20 protein-coding genes are annotated in these 19,903 nt (G+C 46.6%); 10 read left to right on the plus strand and 10 right to left on the minus strand.

The window, feature by feature from the left end; all coding sequences use genetic code 11:
* Nucleotides 1-148 precede the first annotated feature (148 nt).
* Entirely contained in the window at nt 149-583 is a 435-nt protein-coding gene (locus tag H6F52_RS00840) for an HHL1-like protein (protein ID WP_190531297.1), read from the minus strand.
* Nucleotides 584-702: 119 nt separating this feature from the next.
* Here H6F52_RS00840 and H6F52_RS25420 point away from each other — a divergent pair, with 119 nt between their 5' ends.
* Nucleotides 703-888 carry a hypothetical protein gene (locus H6F52_RS25420; protein WP_190412091.1) on the plus strand — a complete coding sequence of 62 codons (186 nt, stop codon included), beginning with the start codon at nt 703-705 and terminating at the stop codon, nt 886-888.
* Nucleotides 889-917: 29 nt separating this feature from the next.
* Entirely contained in the window at nt 918-1,859 is a 942-nt protein-coding gene (locus H6F52_RS00845; protein ID WP_190412090.1) for a ParA family protein, read from the plus strand.
* Nucleotides 1,860-2,521: 662 nt separating this feature from the next.
* Here H6F52_RS00845 and H6F52_RS00850 read toward each other — a convergent pair.
* Nucleotides 2,522-2,887 (minus strand): cupin domain-containing protein, encoded by a 366-nt coding sequence (locus H6F52_RS00850; RefSeq protein WP_190527634.1) that lies wholly within the window; start codon nt 2,885-2,887, stop codon nt 2,522-2,524.
* A gap of 132 nt (nt 2,888-3,019) precedes the next feature.
* Here H6F52_RS00850 and H6F52_RS00855 point away from each other — a divergent pair, with 132 nt between their 5' ends.
* Entirely contained in the window at nt 3,020-4,213 is a 1,194-nt protein-coding gene (locus tag H6F52_RS00855; protein WP_190531299.1) for an RNA-guided endonuclease TnpB family protein, read from the plus strand.
* A 33-nt stretch (nt 4,214-4,246) separates the two neighbouring features.
* Here H6F52_RS00855 and H6F52_RS00860 read toward each other — a convergent pair whose 3' ends face one another.
* The gene (locus H6F52_RS00860; protein ID WP_190412087.1) at nt 4,247-4,549 is read right to left on the minus strand and encodes a hypothetical protein; all 303 of its coding nucleotides are present in this window, start codon (nt 4,547-4,549) and stop codon (nt 4,247-4,249) included.
* Nucleotides 4,550-5,026: 477 nt separating this feature from the next.
* Here H6F52_RS00860 and H6F52_RS00865 point away from each other — a divergent pair, with 477 nt between their 5' ends.
* Nucleotides 5,027-5,371: a hypothetical protein gene (locus tag H6F52_RS00865; RefSeq protein WP_190412125.1), complete on the plus strand. Its 345-nt coding sequence runs from the start codon at nt 5,027-5,029 to the stop codon at nt 5,369-5,371.
* A 73-nt stretch (nt 5,372-5,444) separates the two neighbouring features.
* On the opposite strand, the gene H6F52_RS00870 is transcribed toward H6F52_RS00865, so the two are convergent.
* Nucleotides 5,445-5,966: a single-stranded DNA-binding protein gene (locus H6F52_RS00870; protein WP_190438744.1), complete on the minus strand. Its 522-nt coding sequence runs from the start codon at nt 5,964-5,966 to the stop codon at nt 5,445-5,447.
* A gap of 183 nt (nt 5,967-6,149) precedes the next feature.
* Nucleotides 6,150-8,687: a mannose-1-phosphate guanyltransferase gene (locus H6F52_RS00875; protein ID WP_190412085.1), complete on the minus strand. Its 2,538-nt coding sequence runs from the start codon at nt 8,685-8,687 to the stop codon at nt 6,150-6,152.
* Nucleotides 8,688-9,395: 708 nt separating this feature from the next.
* On the opposite strand from H6F52_RS00875, the gene H6F52_RS00880 reads away from it, so the two are divergent.
* The 3 genes from H6F52_RS00880 to glsA all read left to right on the plus strand — a co-directional run bounded on the left by H6F52_RS00880 (nt 9,396) and on the right by glsA (nt 12,115).
* On the plus strand, nt 9,396-10,190 hold the full coding sequence (locus H6F52_RS00880; RefSeq protein WP_190531301.1) for a cobalt-precorrin-6A reductase: 795 nt from the start codon (nt 9,396-9,398) through the stop codon (nt 10,188-10,190).
* Nucleotides 10,191-10,234: 44 nt separating this feature from the next.
* Nucleotides 10,235-11,062 (plus strand): PHP domain-containing protein, encoded by an 828-nt coding sequence (locus H6F52_RS00885; protein WP_190531303.1) that lies wholly within the window; start codon nt 10,235-10,237, stop codon nt 11,060-11,062.
* Nucleotides 11,063-11,125: 63 nt separating this feature from the next.
* Nucleotides 11,126-12,115 carry a glutaminase A gene (gene glsA, locus H6F52_RS00890; RefSeq protein WP_190531304.1) on the plus strand — a complete coding sequence of 330 codons (990 nt, stop codon included), beginning with the start codon at nt 11,126-11,128 and terminating at the stop codon, nt 12,113-12,115.
* A gap of 249 nt (nt 12,116-12,364) precedes the next feature.
* On the opposite strand, the gene H6F52_RS00895 is transcribed toward glsA, so the two are convergent.
* Both H6F52_RS00895 and H6F52_RS00900 read right to left on the minus strand, forming a co-directional pair.
* On the minus strand, nt 12,365-13,360 hold the full coding sequence (locus H6F52_RS00895; protein ID WP_190412081.1) for a hypothetical protein: 996 nt from the start codon (nt 13,358-13,360) through the stop codon (nt 12,365-12,367).
* Nucleotides 13,361-13,526: 166 nt separating this feature from the next.
* Nucleotides 13,527-13,754 (minus strand): hypothetical protein, encoded by a 228-nt coding sequence (locus H6F52_RS00900; RefSeq protein WP_190412080.1) that lies wholly within the window; start codon nt 13,752-13,754, stop codon nt 13,527-13,529.
* Nucleotides 13,755-14,097: 343 nt separating this feature from the next.
* On the opposite strand from H6F52_RS00900, the gene H6F52_RS00905 reads away from it, so the two are divergent.
* Complete coding sequence (locus tag H6F52_RS00905; protein WP_190531306.1) at nt 14,098-15,693, plus strand: Hsp70 family protein; 1,596 nt, start codon at nt 14,098-14,100, stop codon at nt 15,691-15,693.
* Nucleotides 15,694-15,901: 208 nt separating this feature from the next.
* Here H6F52_RS00905 and H6F52_RS00910 read toward each other — a convergent pair whose 3' ends face one another.
* From H6F52_RS00910 to H6F52_RS00920, 3 genes are all read right to left on the minus strand, one after another.
* Nucleotides 15,902-16,408 (minus strand): L,D-transpeptidase, encoded by a 507-nt coding sequence (locus tag H6F52_RS00910; protein WP_190531316.1) that lies wholly within the window; start codon nt 16,406-16,408, stop codon nt 15,902-15,904.
* A gap of 348 nt (nt 16,409-16,756) precedes the next feature.
* Nucleotides 16,757-17,269, minus strand: a complete 513-nt coding sequence (locus tag H6F52_RS00915) for a L,D-transpeptidase (RefSeq protein WP_190430208.1) — start codon at nt 17,267-17,269, stop codon at nt 16,757-16,759.
* Nucleotides 17,270-17,373: 104 nt separating this feature from the next.
* On the minus strand, nt 17,374-18,027 hold the full coding sequence (locus H6F52_RS00920; protein ID WP_190531309.1) for a bifunctional 4-hydroxy-2-oxoglutarate aldolase/2-dehydro-3-deoxy-phosphogluconate aldolase: 654 nt from the start codon (nt 18,025-18,027) through the stop codon (nt 17,374-17,376).
* Between the two features lie 350 nt (nt 18,028-18,377).
* On the opposite strand from H6F52_RS00920, the gene H6F52_RS00925 reads away from it, so the two are divergent.
* The gene (locus H6F52_RS00925) at nt 18,378-19,301 is read left to right on the plus strand and encodes a DUF2382 domain-containing protein (RefSeq protein ID WP_190430210.1); all 924 of its coding nucleotides are present in this window, start codon (nt 18,378-18,380) and stop codon (nt 19,299-19,301) included.
* Between the two features lie 149 nt (nt 19,302-19,450).
* Entirely contained in the window at nt 19,451-19,660 is a 210-nt protein-coding gene (locus H6F52_RS00930) for an acetyltransferase (RefSeq protein WP_190412075.1), read from the plus strand.
* Nucleotides 19,661-19,903: the final 243 nt, after the last annotated feature.

A 19,903-nucleotide genomic window follows, 5' to 3' on the forward strand; every position in this document is an offset into this window, starting at 1 on the left:
GGTATTGACCGCTTCTTAAAGACATGGGTCAAGTTCCTTTTAAAGTTTAGCGTCTGCTCAACTGGCAGTGGCAAAAGTGAGTTGGATGCGATCGCTCTTTATGTATGCCGCTATCCGAAGAAACGATCGCATCCTTCAACTAAATAAATTAATTGCGTTTCAGGAGAGCAGAGAAGCGATTCTTCAGCTTATCGAGCGTTGCTTGGATCGCGTTTGGTACAGATGGCTGAGGAGGAACGGCAACTTGGATTGGCTCGTCTGCATATTCAGAACCCTTGAGGCGATAGCCGTACTCCAAGTTGTTCTGGTTCTTGCGGAGGACGGGAAATAGACGGAAGGCTCCTTGGCGTAAGTCTTCTTGGGTGTCGAAGATGGCTTGATTAATCTTACTGGTGCGATTCACCGCTAGGGAACCGACTGGAAACCAGTTTTTTTTACCTTGAATGCGAATGTAAATATTGAATTCTGGTACTCCGTCCCCCTTCATCTTGTCGTACTGCTTGGATGCTTCCGCGCGTTTGGTGGAGCTTTTGGGAGTTTTTTTGGTTTTTTGAACTTTGCCAAATCCACTATTAGTTGTCATAGATATTGATTGGTGTTTTGCTTTATTTATAAAAGTTTACATAATTTTCAGAAATCTGGGAGAGTTGATTTAAGCGCGATCGCTTGGCAAACGCTGTAGGGTAAGAGAAGCGATCGCACGTGCCATCGCTATTCTGGAGAGATTCCGCTTTGATTGGCGATATCCGTGACGAACGGAACACCGCGATCCCAAATCGTCGCAACTCTCATATCGCGCTATTGCCTTACGACGGCGAATCCAAGATTATTATTAAGGCTGTAACAGTTGACCAGGGATTGAGTGACTGCGATTCGCTTTGTATTTAGCGGGGCGTAGGCTTGAGAGGAGCTAACAAATGGGATATGTAATTGCAACGGTAAACATGAAAGGCGGCGTCGGTAAGACGACTCTCAGTGTCAACTTGGCGACTTGTTTAGCCAAACATCATGGGAAACGGGTTCTAGTCGTCGATTTAGACACGCAAATCAGTGCTACGCTCAGCCTGATGTCCCCACAGGACTTTGGAAAGAGCCGGAAAGAGAAACGCACGTTGAGACAGCTGGTCTATAAAGCAGTTAAACCCGATCTTCCAACCAATCTTTCAATCCAAGATATTATTCAGCCTTACGTTTGTACGGTTAAAGGGCTGGATTTATTGCCGGGGGATATCGATCTCTACGATGAATTTTTAGTGTCTGAGATGCTCCATGAAAGAGCGCTAAGGGATGGCAATAGTAACTTCATTCAAGTTTGGAATGAGTTTGAAAAGCAATTAGTCAGAGGGATTTTACAGCCGATAATTAAAGATTACGACTTCATTATTCTGGACTGCGCTCCTGGCTACAATCTTTTGACTCGTAGTGGGATTGTCGCTAGTAATTTCTACTTGCTGCCAGCTAGACCAGAACCTTTATCCGTTGTAGGAATTCAACTGCTAGAAAGACGGATTAATAAGCTCAAAGAAAGTCATAATTTGGATGGCTTACTCAATCTCCGCCTGATGGGAATTGTCTTTATTATGTCAGGGAACATTCTGAGTGGAAGATATTACCAGCAAGTGATGCAGCGAGTTACTGAAGATTTTACCCCGGCTCAAATTTTCAAAACCCGCATTCCAATGGATGTAAATGTCTCTAAGGCAGTTGATAGTTTTACCCCGGTGAGTCTCAACAACCCCAATTCATCTGGCTCTAAAGCATTCCTTAAGTTAACGCAAGAGTTTTTACAGAAGTTACAAGTTTCTGGTGGTATCTACCAGGCTCCAGAAGCCAAGGTGAACTTAGCCAACCTCGATTGAAGATTCGTAATGAGCGGTTAACGGTGGATTGATTAACCTCCGATTTTTTTGGGTAGGGGCTTTTTCTGTGCCATGCCCCTACTTAATCCACGTTCCGAAGGTTCCTATCGCCCTAGGATTCTCTGCTACGGACTTGTATGGGTTTCGTGGATGCGACGCTCGTATCCTTCATACCCGCGATTCCCACTTAACTTTGTTTCATAATCTGAATAGTAGCTCTCTCCAACAACATGAATTTTGGTTTCATTTACTGGTGCTTCTGGAGATGCCTGCTAAAGTAAAAATATGAAGCTAAAAAGCTTCCCTGACAGATTCTACAGCGCGGTTCACATACGACTTGAGAGGTAAAAACGCTGTTTCATTTAACATCTGTCTCATCCAACAACAGCAGCACTCATCCAGAAGGCTGATATTTCCTAAGCTAGTGACTAGGGAGCGATGCAACTAAACTTTGTAAGTTAGTTCAACTCCACGTCGAATTGCCCATAAGAGGAAATCACTTAGCGAGTCTGGTTGGAGTGCTGTTGTTGTTTTAAAGATTTAAATTTAATGAATCCAGCATTTCCAAACAAGGAAGCAATTCAAAAGTAATGCGATCGCTTGCAACAAAATGTCTGTAGCAGGCAAATTATAAATTTTGCCTGCGTTTGTGGTTTGTGTACTCAAGCGTCGTAAATTGTTTCGTCTTCCTTACGCCACGCCGGATCGACAATGCAGATAAACACCAACGGTTCAGTTCCGCAACTGTGAATAAATTGCTTGGCATTCGGCGGAATATACACCGCATCTCCAGGTTCTACCAACTGGGTTTCATCATCAATGTGCATCTCACCAGCACCGCTAAGGATGTAGTAAACCTCGGAAGTTGTTAGCGAGTGCGGCGTCGAAGTTTGTCCCACCGGCAGAATCGCGTGAGCCAAGCTGTAACGCAATTCTACCGGCTGTTTATCTGGATGCAATAACTCCCTCAACTGAGTGGCATCACCGGCAATAAATTCTTCGCAGTCATGGAGCTTTTGAATTAGCATTCTCGATTCAGAGAGTAAAAAAACACCCGCAGTAATCTTACCCAAAAATTACGGGTTTAAAGCCCCGTCCTTCTAGGGCGATTTTTCTGTGTTTATAGCAATAAGTTGCTATAAACACAGTAGGATATTCCCATGATTGTATTAGAGTTCAAGTTAAAAGGTAGACATGAGCAGTATCGGGTCATTGACGACATGATCCGAACCGCGCAGTTTATCCGCAACAAAGCACTCCGGTACTGGATGGACAATCAAGGAATTAAGCTCTCTGACCTCTACAAACAATGTGCTGTATTAGCCAAAGAGTTTGATTGGGCAGGCAAGCTTAACTCAATGGCGCGTCAAGCCTCGGCTGAACGCGCCCTGATTGCAATTCAACGTTTCTTTGCTAATTGCAAAGCGAACTCGCCTGGAAAGAAAGGATTCCCGCAGTTCAAGAAGTGTACTCGCTCTGTAGAGTACAAGACTAGCGGGTGGAAGCTTTCTTCCGATAAGAGACACTTGACTTTCACGGATGGCTTTAAAGCTGGAACGTTTAAGTTAGTCGGCTCTCGCGACCTATATTTCTACGCTTCCGAAGAGATTAAGCGAGTGCGGGTAATCCGTCGCGCTGACGGCTACTACAGCCAGTTCTGCATCAATGTAGAACGAGTAGAAGAAATCGTTCCTACGGGCAAAACGGTTGGGCTGGATGTAGGATTAGCCCATTTCTACACCGACAGCACAGGAGAAACTGTTCCAAACCCTCGCCATCTTCAAAAAAGCGAGAAAGCCCTGAAGCGCTTGCAACGAAGAGTTTCTAAGAAAAAGAAAGGATCAGCCAACCGCCGGAAAGCCATTAATCGGCTAGGAAGAAAACACCTAAAAGTCAGTAGACAGCGTAAAGACTTCGCCGTAAAAACGGCGTTGTGCGTGGTGAAATCTAGCGATTTCGTAGCCTACGAAGACTTGCAGGTGAAGAATATGGTGAAAAACCACAAGCTTGCCAAAAGCATTAGTGATGCAGCTTGGTCACAGTTCGCCCAATGGTTGCAGTATTTAGGGAAGGTGTACGGAAAAACAGTAGTTGCTGTTGCTCCTCAATATACATCCCAAGATTGTTCTAACTGCGGTGCGACAGTTAAGAAGTCGCTATCAGTCAGGACTCATGTATGTGGCTGTGGAACTGTATTAGACCGCGACCACAACGCCGCACTAAACATTTTGGCTAAAGCTTTAAGGCAAACAGGTATTGATTTAAATACGGCGGGGCACGCCGGAATTAACGCTTTCGGACAGACTGATCTCTACTCGCGGGTGGTGACATCAACGAGCAAATCGACTGGTTGAAGAAAGAATCTCGCGCGTTTACGCCGAGCAGTGTCAAATTGTGTCTTGAGAATGGAACGAAAAACCCGGAATTGGACGATAGTCAGAGCAGTTAATCGCTTCTTCAGTCTGGGCAATACTGGGTTGCACGGTACACTTGAGCCGGTAATCGCCGGTAAAATATCGGCAATTGGTACAGGGTACGCTGTGCATTTGCTTCGCTTTGGTAAAACTCGCGGAGATCGTACTAAATAAACTCCAGCCAATCAAAAGGAGCAACATCCACGCACACAAAAAGCATAGAGGTACTAAAACTGGCTGGATTGCATGAACCAGAACGTATAAAAGTTGAAACACAGGCTATTTTTTGAGGAGGAGTGAACAGAGCTACTTAAACAAAATTACTTCACTTCCTCAGAGTTCGCCTCATAATTAGGGCTTAGTTGTAAATTTTTGTAAAGATTAGTTTGCCTTGTAGAAGTGGCACTACTTTGTGCCTAAATAATTTGTGCCTACATAAATTGATAGATAGACAGTTGCAGAGCAGAAAGTTAGAATACAACTTCCTACCCAGGAAGTAATTATCTTGATTAAGGGGTCTTACGCTCTTTTGTGGTGTAAGGGGTTGTGCATTTACTGCGACGGACCAAAAAGATCGCTGGCAACCGGAACGGCAAGCGAAACAAGGCTGGAAAGCAAAACGTTCTGCCGCCGGGAAAGGCGAAGGCGAAGCACTTCTACGCAGAATCTACGCAGAATTGAAAAACTGCTCTAGGTTTTCTGCACGATCGCTTCGCTTATATAGCTGCTGCCACGCTGTTACGGTATGCACCCATGCTTATCCCTTCATCTAGCAACGACAGCACCACCTTCCCCCTAGAACTCGCCCTCTGTAGGTCAAAGCTTGAGAGCGAGCCTTCCGCGCGCTATGTGGCTGGGGAAAACGCTCTGATATCCTACGGCCTTTCAACCAAGAAAAGCTATGACTTAGGCACTCAAGGCGCATCGCTCATGCCTTTGCGAGAGCGAGACGTGACAGCCCTGGCAGTGCTATTTGAACGAGATGACAGTGAGGAAATCGAAGCAGATATTAACCACAACCTCATCTGGTTGTGGCCTGAACCTTGTTGGGATGACGAAGATTCCTTCGATTTTTTGGGCGATTATCTTCACAAATAGCGATTAGTTACGAGTGATTAGCCCTTAGCCATGAATATGTTGCCAAAGACTAATGACTCATGACCCATGACGGCTAAAAGGGGATGTCGTCGATATCTCCTTGAGGCGGTGGGGTAGAACGGCTGCCCGTTCGTGTGGGAACGCGACTGGGCGGTGTTTCCTCTGTTGGGAAGTCTCCAGACATTCCCCCATCGCTGTCATCAGCGGGTGCGGAGCTAGGACGACGCGACCCCATTGGAACGACATTGCTGGGAGGAGCCGATTCGGCTACCGAAGTGTCAAAATCTGTATCGATTGCCACTTTGTGAATCCGGGAAACCGTCAACTCGGCGCGTTTTTCTTTAAAACCTTCTTGCCGGTCAATGGTGTTCATCGTCAGGCGACCTTCAAGGATGACGCGATCGCCCTTCTTGAAACTTCCCTGAATTTCTTGCGCTAAATTGCCCCAGCCGACGACCTTCACCGTTGCCGGGGGGTCTTCCGCCCGCAGTCCAGGAAACTGTACCATCATCTCCGTAACCGCCGTTTGGGTATCCGGCGTGTAACGAAGTTGCGGTTCCCTGATAATCTCCGCCATTAAAATGCAGCTGTTCATAACTCCAAGATCCTCGCGCTGAACCGAGCGGCCTCATTCATAATAGAACAAATGTACCAAAGAACACCCAAAAGTGGGTATGGTAACGGGTAATTGGTTATTCGCAATTCGTCATTCGTCATCAGCGAATAACCAAGGATGAAGGAGCGATCGCTCTTCACCGATTACCGATTACCTAACACCCTACACCAATTGCAATTTAACTTCCTCCACACCTTCCTCTTGGTCAACAAACGATTGAACCCGACCGCGATACTCCCGTAAGGTTTCATCAACCCAATCCCGGTCATTACTATTGGCGAAGATATGCACCAGCGGCTCACCCGCATCGGGCAACACTAGCACCCAGCTATCATCCTGGTAGTTGCAAATCTTCACTCCATCCACTAATTCCAGATGTTCGGCTGGGTGGGTTTCTACTAAATGGCGCATCAAGGCTCCTTTTGCCGTCCAGGGGCAGCGCACCGTGTAACTCTTGTGGTAAACCCGGGGGAGATCGGCGCGGATCGCCGCCAGATTTCGCTCTTGCATCGTTAGCATCTCCATCATCTTGGCAATGCAGAACATGGCATCAAACCCCGGATGCAGCTGTGGAAAAATAAAGCCCATTTCCCCACTGCCACCCAGTACTACATTCGGATTCGCTTGAGACGCTTCCATCAACGCCGTGGGATTTGCCTTCGTGCGAATCACCTTAGCATCGTGGCGACGAGCAATCTGTTCTACCGCACTGCTGCTATGCACCGGCACCACCACCGTTCCTCTGGGATGAGCGGTGAGAATCATGTTAACCATCAGCGCTGTCAACATTTCACCGCGAATCGGCGTACCCGATTCATCCACCAAAATTAACTGTTCTCCGTTTGCTGATACCTGGACGCCAAAATTTGCTTTTAGCGCTTCTACCACATGACCCAGCTGATTAAGCAACGCTTCTCGTTCTGCCGCAGCCAGTCCCGTTTGATTCAAGCTGGCATTCAGTACCACAGCATCGCAGCCAAATTTTGCCAACAGTTGCGGCAGGATGGCTCCTGAAACTGCATAAACGTAGTCAATGACTACCTTCGAGCCTGAATTACGAATTGCCCCCGTATTTAGATGGTTCTCAAACGCCGTGCTGTAAACATCTAGCACCTGGCTGGGGTAGGCGACATTTCCAGTTTCTTGAATCTGGACTCGCCGCAAGTCTTCCTTAAAATAAGCTCCCTCAATTTTTTTCTCTTGGGATTTCGAGATATTGATGCCCTTACGATCGAAAAATTCGATCAAAATGTGGTCGGGTCGATCTGGATGCACCCGCACATGGATACCCCCCGCCACCGAGTAAGTGGGAATAACCGTGCGGGAAATTGGGATTGCAGTTGCTTCCAGGTTTTGGACGTGGATGCCCACCGACATCAAACCAGCAATCAAAGCGCGACTGACCATGCGGGAAATATTCCGCTGGTCGCGGGAGATGGTGATCTGGGAACCGGGCTTTAATGTGGAACCGTAAGCTGCACCCAGTTTGACAGCAAATTCTGGAGTGATGTCGATATTCGCTAACCCACTCACACCGCGTTGCCCAAACAAATTGCGATGAGCCGTGTGACCCCAAATCAAGTTAATGTTTAATGTCGCGCCCGATTCAATTTGTTTGCTAGGCCAAACACGCACCTGGGGCGAAACTTGCGCTTCTTCCCCAACGGTAGAGAGCGAACCCACGACGGCTCCTTCCAAAACGTGCGATCGCCTATCGACTCTAGTGCCGCGACCAATCACGCAAGCCCGCAGATGCGCTTCCTCGCCAATAATCGCTCCATTCCAAACAATCGGACGCTTCAAGTTTGCGTCAGCTCCAATCGTTACATTGTCGCCAATTGAGGTTCCTGGCTCGATATGCACTCGTGCCCCAATCCGGCAGTTATTCCCGATCAGTGCAGGCGCTTCAATTTTGGCTGATGGGTCGATATGGGTGTTCTGACCTATCCACAGTCCGGGAGACACTTGCTCGTAAGCAAAGTCTAATTTAACTTTTTGATGTAAGCCATCATATTGAGACTCTCGGTAAGCATCTAAATGACCTACATCGCACCAATATCCTTGGGCAACGTAGCCGTACATCGGCTCGTCTTGTTCCAATAGCAATGGGAATAAGTCTTTCGAGAAGTCAGACTCCTGATTGCTGGGGAGGTATTGCAGGACTTCTGGTTCCAGAATGTAGGTGCCGGTGTTGACAGTATCGGAGAAAATTTCGCTAGAAGAAGGCTTTTCTAAAAACCGACGAATTCTCTGTTTTTCATCTGTAATTACCACACCAAATTCAATCGGGTTGGGAACTTGGGTTAAAATCAGGGTTGCTTTCGACTTCTGTTTTTTGTGAAATTCAATTGCTTGGGTTAAATCAAAATCAGTAATGCTGTCGCCGCTAATGACTAAAAAGGTTTCATCTAGTAACTCAGCAATGTTCTTGACGCAACCAGCCGTACCTAAAGGCTGGTCTTCTTCAATCGCATAGGTGATCTGCACTCCAAAGTCGCTGCCGTCCTGGAAGTAGTCTCGCATGACATCAGGGAGATAGTGCAGAGTGGCAATAACCTCTGTAATCTGATGCCGCTTGAGCAGATTGATAATGTGTTCTGCAATCGGTCGATTCAGAATCGGCACCATCGGTTTGGGAAGATCGCACGTCAGCGGTCTCAGCCGCGTTCCCGAACCGCCAGCCATCAGCACTGCTCGCATAAGTCCTCCTGATTCTTTGTTATGGTACGGGCGTGACCTTGATGATTTAAGTTGACCTAAGTCTTGTCTTTTAGTCTCCTATACCCTTGAAATTTAAGGTATCCCTCATAAGATTAGAGTGCAGCCTTGACTCTGGGCAAATCCTTTGAGGCTTTCATTTTAAAGCAGATGTTAAATTTAGCGGCGACTCCCTAATTATCTCGTTGATTGCTGGTATCTGCTGGCTCCTCGATCTAGAAAATTGCTTTTGTTACATCTTGAGGGTGCAGCTACAACTCAACCTCGGATAGGTTAGAACTGAATCAATGCTACTTTGCCGTGTAGCCGGAATCAATTGCGTAGTCTAGCTTACACTTGAGAGATGAAGCAGAATGTTCTAATCTTCTGGAACTGCCCAAGGTGGATGTCTCAAATAGTGTTGGAAAGATTAACAGTTGCTGGTGGCGACAAAAATGCAGTCAGTTTTAATGGGTTAATGAGGATTGTTTGAATGGGTACGTTATTAGGCTTATTATTTCTTGGGGCTTATGGATACGGCGGATGGAGATTCTGGAAGGGGTTTCGCCGAACGAATTTCAGCCAAGGTCGGCTCGTTCTGGCTCTCTTATGGCCTGCTTTGATAATTGGCAATAAATCCTATCGTCAGAACTTTAGAAAAGCACTCAAGGGATAGAGGAAGGATGAAGGGTGAGGGATGAATCAGAAACAATGAATTCTTCATCCTTTGAGCAACGCCTGTGGCTAATTGGGGGCACTCAGGAGAGTGCTGAGTTAGCAAAAGCGATCGCTCGTTTCCATCTACCCTGCATTGTTACTGTCACTACAGAAGCCGCTAGAACGCTGTATCCATCAATACCCTCCTTGCAAATTTGGGTGGGCTATCTGGATGCAGCGCAGTTGGATTGGTTTTTAAAAGAGCAGGGAATTGTGGCGATTTTGGATGCGTCTCATCCCTATGCGGCGGAGATTTCCAAGATAGCGATCGCAACTGCACAAAAGCAACAAATTCCCTATCTCCGCTACGAGCGTCCGGTTATTGATGCAAGCTTACAGAAGCAGCTGGTAATAGAGCTAGATAGTTTCGACACGCTTTTATCTGGAGACTACCTACAAGGGCAACGGGTGCTACTGACAATTGGTTATCGAAGCTTGTCCCGGTTCCGTCCTTGGCAAGAAAAGTCTACTTTATTTGCTCGAATTCTTCCTTCCGTAACAGCGCTGGAAGCAGCTTTACAATCAGGGTTTGCACCCGATAAACTGATTGCGATTCGCCCCCCCATCTCTACTGAATTGGAAACGGCACTTTGGCGTCAGTGGGACATTTCCCTGGTGGTTACGAAAGCATCGGGAACGGCTGGGGGAGAAGATATCAAGCGCAAAGTTGCCGCAGAGTTAGGCATTCCCTTAGTGGTTATTACTCGTCCAGAAGTTGCGTATCCTCAGCAAACCAGCGACTTGAAAGCAGCGCTAGAGTTTTGCCAAGACATCTTTCGTCGAGTTTAGTCCGCCACAATCTTACTGAGCGTGAATCAAGCGACAATTAAAGAATGCTAGAACTACACTGCCACACCACATATTCAGACGGCACCCTCACACCCAGCGAACTCGTTAACGCGGCGATGAGTGCCGGAGTCCGCGCCCTTGCCATCACCGATCACGATACGATGAATGGCTGGGATGAGGCGTTTGCTGCTGCCAAACTGCATAACCTGGAAATTGTCCCCGGATTGGAACTCAGCACCGTTCACAACAATTGTTCCTTACATATTTTGGGCTTTTACCCGGATGAACAGAAGCTGCGGGAACCTTTGGGCGATCGCCTAGAAGGGCGGAAACGGCGATCGCAACAAATGATCGCTAAACTGGCAGAATTAGGCTACCCGGTTCAGTTACCTGAATTCGGTGTAGGCATGGCACCAGGCCGTCCTCATATTGCGACTGCCCTCGTGAAAGCCGGTTATTTTCAGTCATCGCGGGAAGCTTTTGATCGCCTGCTGGGTGATGATAAACCGGCTTATGTGCATTACGAGAAATTCTCGATTGTTGAAGGGATTGCCATGTTACGTTCTTGCGGTGCCGTGCCTGTGTGGGCGCATCCCTACCTGTTCCGAGGCGGTAATGTTGCGGAAGTGCTGAAAGAATTGGTTGCTGCTGGGTTAATGGGCGTTGAGGTTTATCATCCCAACCACAGCGCCAAAGAAATTCAAAATCTCAAAAAGTTGTGTGCTGAATATGGCTTACTGATGACAGGCGGTAGCGATTATCATGGTCCCAGTCCCGATCCAAAAACTCCAGATCGCAGTACGCTGAATATGCTTCAGGTACCGTTAGATTTGCTTGAACCCATCAAACAAGCGGCGGCAAGTTTACGTTAATTTCTAATCGCTAATGTCACCCGAAACAATTAGCGATTACCCATTCCTTATTACCAATTACCAATGGCAAGTGCCATCCTGCAAGACTTTCTCAACGACTTGCACCTCAAGTACAAGTCAATTCATGAAGGTGTATTGGCAAACTATATCCCGGAACTCGCCAAGGCAAACCCGGATTGGTTTGGGATATGCATTGTCACCGTGGATGGTCAAGTTTATGAAATCGGCGATTGGGAACAGTTGTTTACCCTTCAGTCGATTTCCAAGGCATTTGTATACGGAATGGCGCTGGAAGATCATGGGCGCGATTATGTTGTAAAGAGGGTGGGAGTGGAACCCACCGGCGATGCTTTTAACTCAATTATTAAGCTGGATGAATCCTCAAAGCGACCGTATAACCCAATGGTAAATGCGGGAGCGATCGCTACCACCAGTTTAATTAAAGGAGTGGGACCAACTGAGCGCTTAAACCGGATGCTGGATATGTTTCAGCGTTACGTGGGACACAATCTCTTTATTGATATGTCCGTGTTCATGTCAGAGCGAACGACTGGACATCGCAACCGAGCAATGGCGCATCTGATGCTCAATTTTGGCATGATCGACGCCAAAATTGACGAGGCACTGGATTTGTACTTTCAGCAGTGTTCTTTGATGGTGAATTGCCGCGATTTGGCAGTGATGGCAGCGACTCTCGCGAACAACGGCATGAACCCGATCACCCAGGAGCGTGCGGTTGATTCCCGTTATATCAGAGATATTTTGACAGTCATGTACACTTGCGGGATGTATGACTTTGCCGGAGAGTGGGCGTATAAAGTGGGTCTTCCCGCTAAAAGTGGAGTATCGGGCGGACTGATTGTGGTTGTGCCACAGCAAATGGGCATTGCAATTTTTTCACCCCCGCTAGACTCGCACGGCAGCAGCGTCAGGGGAATAAAGGTGTCTGAGGAACTATCAGAGAAGTTTGGGTTACATTTATTTGACTTGCAGACAGATAGATCCCGTTTGCTGGATACTTTGTGCAACAAGCAAGAAACTGAATCTGAATAGAACCGCCGCCATGAGCCTGGAGATAAATTCCACAGCCAGAAGCAATGTCAAGCTAAATTAAACTGACTGAGTGAGCGTTGAACCCGTTTTGACGGGTTACGAGCTTTCAGCCCAAACTTTAGTTTAGAGCCTTAGTTTAAGACTGAAATCAGTGCCATTTAACTGAACCTGAATAGCACCTATCTTTAGCCGAAATTCCGTAGCCTGAACCCTTGAAACGAAACCCAGCACCCCTTAGATTCCGCTGTCTTAGCTTAAAAGGGTAGCTTCTTGCGACGCATCAATCGCTTTAATTGCTTTGGTTTCCGAGGATTCTATACTCGAACCGTAGAGGTCTACAAATCTTTGAAAGAGCCACATTGTTTCATGATTTGAAACCCTATTTAAGCTGACCAACCGCTGTATATTTCTTTCAGCTAGTTTCTGTAGGTAAGGCAAATCTTCAAAGAGTGTCAAACAAGAGGCAAAATGCAAGATAAATTGCAATAAAGGTCTGGGCCACTCTAAGTCACTGTAAATGTCTACGAGGAACTTATGTTCGGTGTCGCTGAGCGGAATGGCATTGAAAATTACAACGATCCTTTTGCCATTGTAAACCGGAATGCTGAGTTCAACCGTATAGGGACTATGCAATGTTAAGTCCACTTCAACGATTGGTTGTCTCCAAATTCTTAAAGGATTGATTGGAGAATCTAAAACAGTTTGAAATTTCACCATTCCACCGATGGCTGTAGGCTGGAAATGACTCACATTAATAACCCGTAAATTATTCAGGCTAAAGTTGTGAATACTTTCCAGATGTTTTAAATTTAATAAATGATAGATTTGGCAGACGTAGGGAAAAGGTAGAATATATTCCTGCCCTATCATATGCTGATGCTGCTCTTGCAATTCAAGCATTCTATCTTGAACTGTAGATAAATATCCTTCATCTTGGTAAGGATTTGCATCGCCTTGGTAGTTTTGGATTGTGCCTAAACTATCGCCCGTTAAGTTTTGATCGGGTCTTAAGTACAGCCAACTTAGGAAGAAAAAAGAAGCTGTAAATAAGTGGATAACTTCTATTACTGATAAATAGCCATCAGCAAAGGAAGCAACCGTTCTATCGGTGAGTCCGAATAGCCAAGAGGGAATTCCAAATACCCAAATTCCATTCTTGAAGTTGGTGATAAATAGAGAAATCTCTAGGTATTGATTATTGTTTATGAGTTTAAAATCAGTGTTTTGAAGAATATTGCTAGACATAATAATTCAAAAGATTGAGATTTTTCTATTGATTTATGCTTGGCTTTAGCACTCCTAATGGTGCTTGGAAGCTTGTATAGAAGCGATCGCATTTGGGATCGTCTACTTCATCAAGTGCCAATGGCACTCGATACCCTCTGGAAAAACCCTCCGAATGCCACCTGTCTTAAACCTGCTTTTGCCTTGAGGTTGGCTTTAAAAGCAACCAACTTACAAAGAAAAACGTCGCCGTGCCTAGTTGCGCGATGTCAATGACAGAAAGATATCCATCTGATAATGAAGCAATACTTCTATCGGTAATCCCAAATAGCCAGAAGGAAATACCGAAGAACCATAGACCAATTTTGAAGTTTGCTAAGAAATTAGCAGCTTCTGTTGGTTGCTGGTTATTCATCTTTTCAGCCCTTTTTCTAAAAATACTGAATGGTCATCTAGCGATTAAAGGGCTTGAGGACTTTTGATAACTCCTGACATTCCCCTTGACACTTCTATGTTAAAAAATGTTTCTTTTACTTGCCATGCGTCCAAAGAGGGAGTTGTTAAAATACCAGAGAAATCGACAAAAGGCAAGAAAATGTATATTAAACTACTAAAAAAGCTATAACCTCGACAGCATAGAGGTTTAGTAGCCTTTAAGTCAGACAAAAAAAGCAGGAAAACTGAGTTTGAAGGGAAACAGGGAGATTCGTTGCTAAAATCCTTGAGGACGTGATGCCGGTTTGTCGGTGTGAAGCTGAATGGCGATCGCAATTGATTTTGGAACTAGCAATACGGTTATCGCTCGCTGGAATCCAGCCCTCCAGCAACCAGAAACCGTGAGCCTACCTGGGTTATCGGTCATCGCTGGGCAGAATCCCCCCCTAATTCCCAGTTTGCTCTATGTTGAGGATGCGGCACTCTCGACGGTGGTGGTGGGGCAAGCTGTACGCGATCGCGGTCTCGACCTCACTAGCGATGCCCGCTTTTTCCGCAGCTTTAAACGAGGAATTGGGGCTGATATTCAAGGATTCCTCCCAGAATTAGATGGGCAGTTCGTTACTTTTGAGCAAGTCGGACAATGGTTCCTCAACGAGCTGATTGAGAAACTCCATACCGTTACCCCAGATGTAGGACAGTCTCTGGTATTAACGGTGCCAGTAGACAGCTTTGAAGCTTACCGAAAGTGGCTGGGACAGGTATGCCAATCTCTTCCGGTAGAACAAGTGCGGATGTTGGATGAACCGACAGCCGCTGCTTTGGGCTATGGAATGAAAGATGGGGGCGTGGTACTGGTGGTAGATTTTGGCGGCGGGACGCTGGATCTTTCCCTGGTGCGGCTGGATATGACAGAAACTCAGAAGCCACTGGGTTTTATTCTCAAATGGGGAAAAAAACAGCTAGCTGAAAAGTCTGGACAGAAGGCAAAAACTGCGCGGGTATTAGCGAAAGCCGGACAAAATTTAGGCGGTTCGGATCTGGACAACTGGGTTGTTGATTATTTCGCCAAAACTCAGGGATTGAAGCCGACACCTTTGACGACACGACTGGCAGAACGGTTAAAAATTCAGTTATCTGTGCAAACCGAAGCGAACGAGGTTTATTTTAATGATGAAACTTTTGAGAGTTACGAATTAGAACTCAATCGCGATCGCTTTGAGGCCATCCTCACAGAACACCAATTTTTTGCTCGCTTAGATGAGTCAATGACTCAAGTGTTGCAGCAAGCGCGTCGGCAAGGCATCGAAGTGTCAGATATTGATGCTGTCTTATTAGTGGGCGGGACTGTACAAATCCCCGCCGTACAGACGTGGGTGCAGCAATACTTTGACTCTAGCAAAATTCGTTGCGATCGCCCGTTTGAAGCGATCGCGCAAGGTGCCCTGCAACTGAGTCAAGGCGTCGAACTGCAAGATTTTCTCTACCACAGCTATGGCATCCGCTACTGGGATCGCCGGAATAACCGCCATAACTGGCATCAACTGATTAATTCAGGTCAAGCTTACCCGATGAGCCAACCTGTGGAATTAGTTCTAGGTGCTTCGGTGGAAAACCAACCCAGCATCGAATTAATTGTCGGAGAGTTAGGTGCTGAAACAGGTGGAACTGAAGTGTATTTCGATGGCGATCGCTTAATCACTCGTCGTCTGGGCAGCGACCAGACATCGGTACAACCCCTCAACGACCGCCAGGGTGCCCGTACCATTGCCAATTTGACACCACCAGGGTATCCAGGAAGCGATCGCATTAAACTTCTGTTTCGCGTCGATCGAGAGCGCTTCCTGCGAATCACCGTTGAAGACCTGCTGACCAATCAAACTTTATTAGACAATCAGCCTGTCGTTGAGCTGAGCTAGGTTTGGGTCATCAGTCCTTATCCAATCCAGTTGATTACCCGCAATTAAGAAGAACCCCACCAACAGAGCGATCGCCTTTTGCTCCCGCTCCCACTCCGGCTCCGGCTCCCCTCCCTGCTTGCGGGGAGGGGTTGGGGGACTCGGGGTCCCCTCTGGGGATAGGGGGCGGGGGTTCTTTGATGACGCATTTGATATTACCCGTTACCCCTTAACGACGGACAACCACCTTTGTGCCATGTGAGGCGAAGCTGTACAACTTGCGAGCTTGAGCGACTGGCACATTGACACAGCCGTGGCTGACTGGGGTACCAAAGCGGTTATGCCAGTACGCTCCATGAATGGCATAGCCGCCGGAGTAGTACATCGTGTAGGGCACATTGGGAACGTTGTAGTCTCTGCCTCGCATCCGAGCCGTGCGGTGCTTTGATTGAATCCTGAAAGTCCCGACGCGAGTGGGGGTGGAGCGCTTACCACTGGAAATTCGGACAGAATAAACCCGTCTTCCACCTTCCCAGGCAATTAACCGTTGCTTTGAAAGGTTTACTTCAATCCAGCGCCGTTGCGATCGCCGAGCGCGAATCTTGTTGCTAGCGACTCTTGTGCGACGAACCCTGTTACTGGCAATTCTTGTGCGACGAACCCTGTTGCTAGCGATTCTTCTACGGCGAACTCTGTTGCTGGCGGCTGTTCTCCGAACTCGGATGCGCTTCCGCATGGCTCTGCGCGATCGCACTGATCTTCTCGTCGATGGCTGTTCGGCTGTCTCCCTTGCCCTGACTGACTTTGATGCTGACAGAGCGGGCGTTGACCAAGAAAACAAAGTCGCAAAGATCAGGGCAATACTTGCCCAGAAGGTTCCAGAACGACGTAACCAAGCAAAGCAAATTTGGCTTTTAATGACACACCTCACTTTCGGGTCTAGGAAAGTAGCTAAGGTTAGGTTTCCCTATCTGATAGTTAGCTAAAACCATCTTTAGATAGATTTTGGGAATCCATTCCAGATTTTTCCATAAAAGAGGGTTCTAGAGCCAAAAAAACTATTTATTTTTATTTACTTTCCTTCTTACTTATGGACAACGACGGGCGTCCCCACCGCAGCCCAGTTAAATAGCCATTTAGAATGATTAACGGCTACATTGATGCAACCGTGGCTAACGGGAGTTCCAAACCGGCGATGCCAATAAGCACCGTGGATGGCATAACCACCGTGGTAATACATCGTGTAAGGAACATTCGGAACATCATAATCAGCCCCGCGCATCCTGGCAGACCGATGTTTAGATTTAATCGCAAACGTGCCGGTGCGAGTGGGGGTTGAACGTTTGCCAGTGGAAACCACTACTGCATAGACGGGTTTTCCACCTTCCCAAGCAACCAATCGTTGCTTAGATAGGTCAATCTGAATCCAGCGTTGATCGGATTGTTGCAACTCCTGCATTTTTGCAGCCACAATCGGCTGCTTTGTTTGAGCGATCGCGGGTGCGAAAGCAGCATCCAAAGCCGTAAGCGCCACCACCGCCCCAGCAAAAAATGCAACTGGGCGATGCAGCAAATTAGCAGAAATGATGCTTTTCATGGCAAATCATCTCACTCGGTGGATCGGTTAGAAAAATTCAGCGAAAAGCTCTGATTAGCTGCTAGGAGCAACTAATGTCGGTCTTTTATTAGCTCAATCGTAACTCAGCTGGTGGATTCATTCACTAATTGCATCAGAGTTTGAGCGCGTTTGGCGATCGCCTCCCATCCAGAGGACGAGGCATTGGCTTCCCAGTTTTGGGGAAATAAACTGCCGGAAAGTCCGACCGCGATCGCTCCAGCCGCGAGAAAGGCTTTAGCATTTTCTACCGTGACCCCCCCAGTCGGAATTAAGGGAATATGTCCTAATGGCCCTTGCAGACTTTTGATGTAGCTGGCACCGCCTACCGCTTGGACGGGGAACACTTTGACACAACTGGCACCGGCTTGCCACGCGGTGACAATTTCCGTTGGAGACAGCGCCCCCGGCACCATCGGCACGCCGCTATCCATTGCTGTCTGAATTAAGATTGGGTCAACGTGGGGAGTAAAGACGAACTGGGCACCGGCAGCGATCGCGTCTTTAAGCTGTTCCCGATTTAATACAGTGCCCGTGCCAATCGTACACGCGGGTAATTGCGATCGCAAATCACCAATCAATTCTGCTGGGTTGTCGCTATTCCAAGTAATTTCAATCAACTGCATTCCCCCAGACGCAACCGCATGAGCCATTTGGCGACCCAGCTCCATCTGCGGTGCGCGAATGACTGCGATCGCACGGTGCTTTTGCACCTGCTTGAACCACGACTGATTATACATCCTCATTTTCTACCGTTAGGCAGATTAATTTTTGAACTTCTTGGATACTATTAGCTATTTCTGATTTAATTCTTACTTGTTTTTCAGCCCTTAGGAATACGCATTTGTTTATCTTAACTTGCTCTTAATTAATATTTCTTAATATTTCTAGCTATCAGTTACTGCCTAAAAAACTCAAGCTCAACCACCAAGTTACATTTTCAATAACTCAAGTTTAAATATTGAAATCCTTTGATTTAATTTTTGCAGGAGTTACTTAACGCGAGTTAATTCAGTCGCTAGGGAGATGGAAACACTTAATAAAATTAATAAAATCGCAAATATAGAAATAATTTTGAGGAAACAAAATCATGCCTCTTTTAAAACTCACTGACTTTGATCCAAACTACAGCGAGACGTTTGAAGGAGATGACCTTCATGGAATGGGGGTCTATTCAGAAAGTAGTACCGACGATAAAATTGGAACTGTTAGCGATGTTCTAGTTGATGAAGAAGGTCATTTTCGGTATTTAGTTGTTGACCTAGGCTTTTGGATTTTTGGCAAAAAAGTTTTACTACCAATTGGTCGTTCGCGAATCGATTACAACACGGATCGGGTTTACGCAATTGGCATGACCAGAGAGCAAGCAGAAGCTTTACCAGAGTTCAACGAAGCTACCAGGACTGATTACGACTATGAAGAACGGGTAAGAGGCGTTTATCGCACTCCCTCTACTGGAGCCTCTGCTACCTCTGCTAACGTTGATGCAGCACCTGTTGTTGATACCTCCTATGCAGCGGCTACGCCTAACATTGACGCTTACGATCGGAGTACCTACAACTATCAGCAAGAGCCGAATTTGTACGGACTGAACGATCGGGATCATCAAACTCTCAGACTGTACCAAGAGCGGTTGATTGCTAACAAAACTCGCGTTAAAACCGGGGAAGTTACGGTTGGTAAGCACATTGAAACCGAAACTGCACGAGTGTCAGTACCAGTTGAAAAAGAGCGAGTGGTGATTGAGCGAGTTACTCCAGCAGATGCTGGAACAGCCGTAACTCCTGGCGAAGCTGATTTCCGCGAAGGGGAAGTTGCCCGCGTGGAAATCTACGAAGAAACTCCTGACATTCACAAAGAAGCTTTTGTGCGTGAGGAAGTCAGAGTTAAGAAAGTTGTAGACCACGAAACAGTTGACGCAGAAGAAACGATTCGTCGTGAAGAGTTAGATGTGAATACGGACGGGCAAGCTACTATTAACCGCCCTACTAACTTACCTTCCGATCGGATTTAAGAAGCCCTCCAACGAGCGATTAAGTCACCGATGATTTAAGCGAGTAAAAACCATGCAGGCAGGGCGAATTATTAGCTCTGCCTGCACCTTTAGAGGTAGGGTTTTCCTACCACTAACTTGCACTTGATAACCTAATTTAGAAAGTCTTCATGTTTCTCAAAAACAAACAAACCGGCGATTTGATAGAAGTTCTCGATATTGAGGAGCTGTTCAACCCTAATAATGATGCAATTTCTGGGCGAGATCAAGCAGGGCAGGAGGAACAGGAAAAAGCTTCTTTTGAGAAGAAAGAATTAATTTTTCCTTCTGGGGAAAGCCTACCTCGCTGTTGGATGGATGCCAACTATACAACCACCTAATTTTCAATAAAACGCTTAAGCATTATCGGGTGTTTATTCGTCAAGTCTTGCTAGAAACTTTTGAGTTTAGGAAAAGGGCTGCAAATTTTGAAATGGCGGATATGGGATTGTATTACCATTGTCTTTTGTCGGTTGGGTAACGATTAGTCACACAACTCAACCGAAAATTCGTTACTAACAAAGCGAATATGCTACTGGTAAAGATCCCCTTTCCCCATGCCTAATCCAAAATCTAAACTTCAA

This window comes from Coleofasciculus sp. FACHB-542 (assembly GCF_014695825.1).
Lineage (GTDB): Bacteria > Cyanobacteriota > Cyanobacteriia > Cyanobacteriales > FACHB-T130 > FACHB-T130.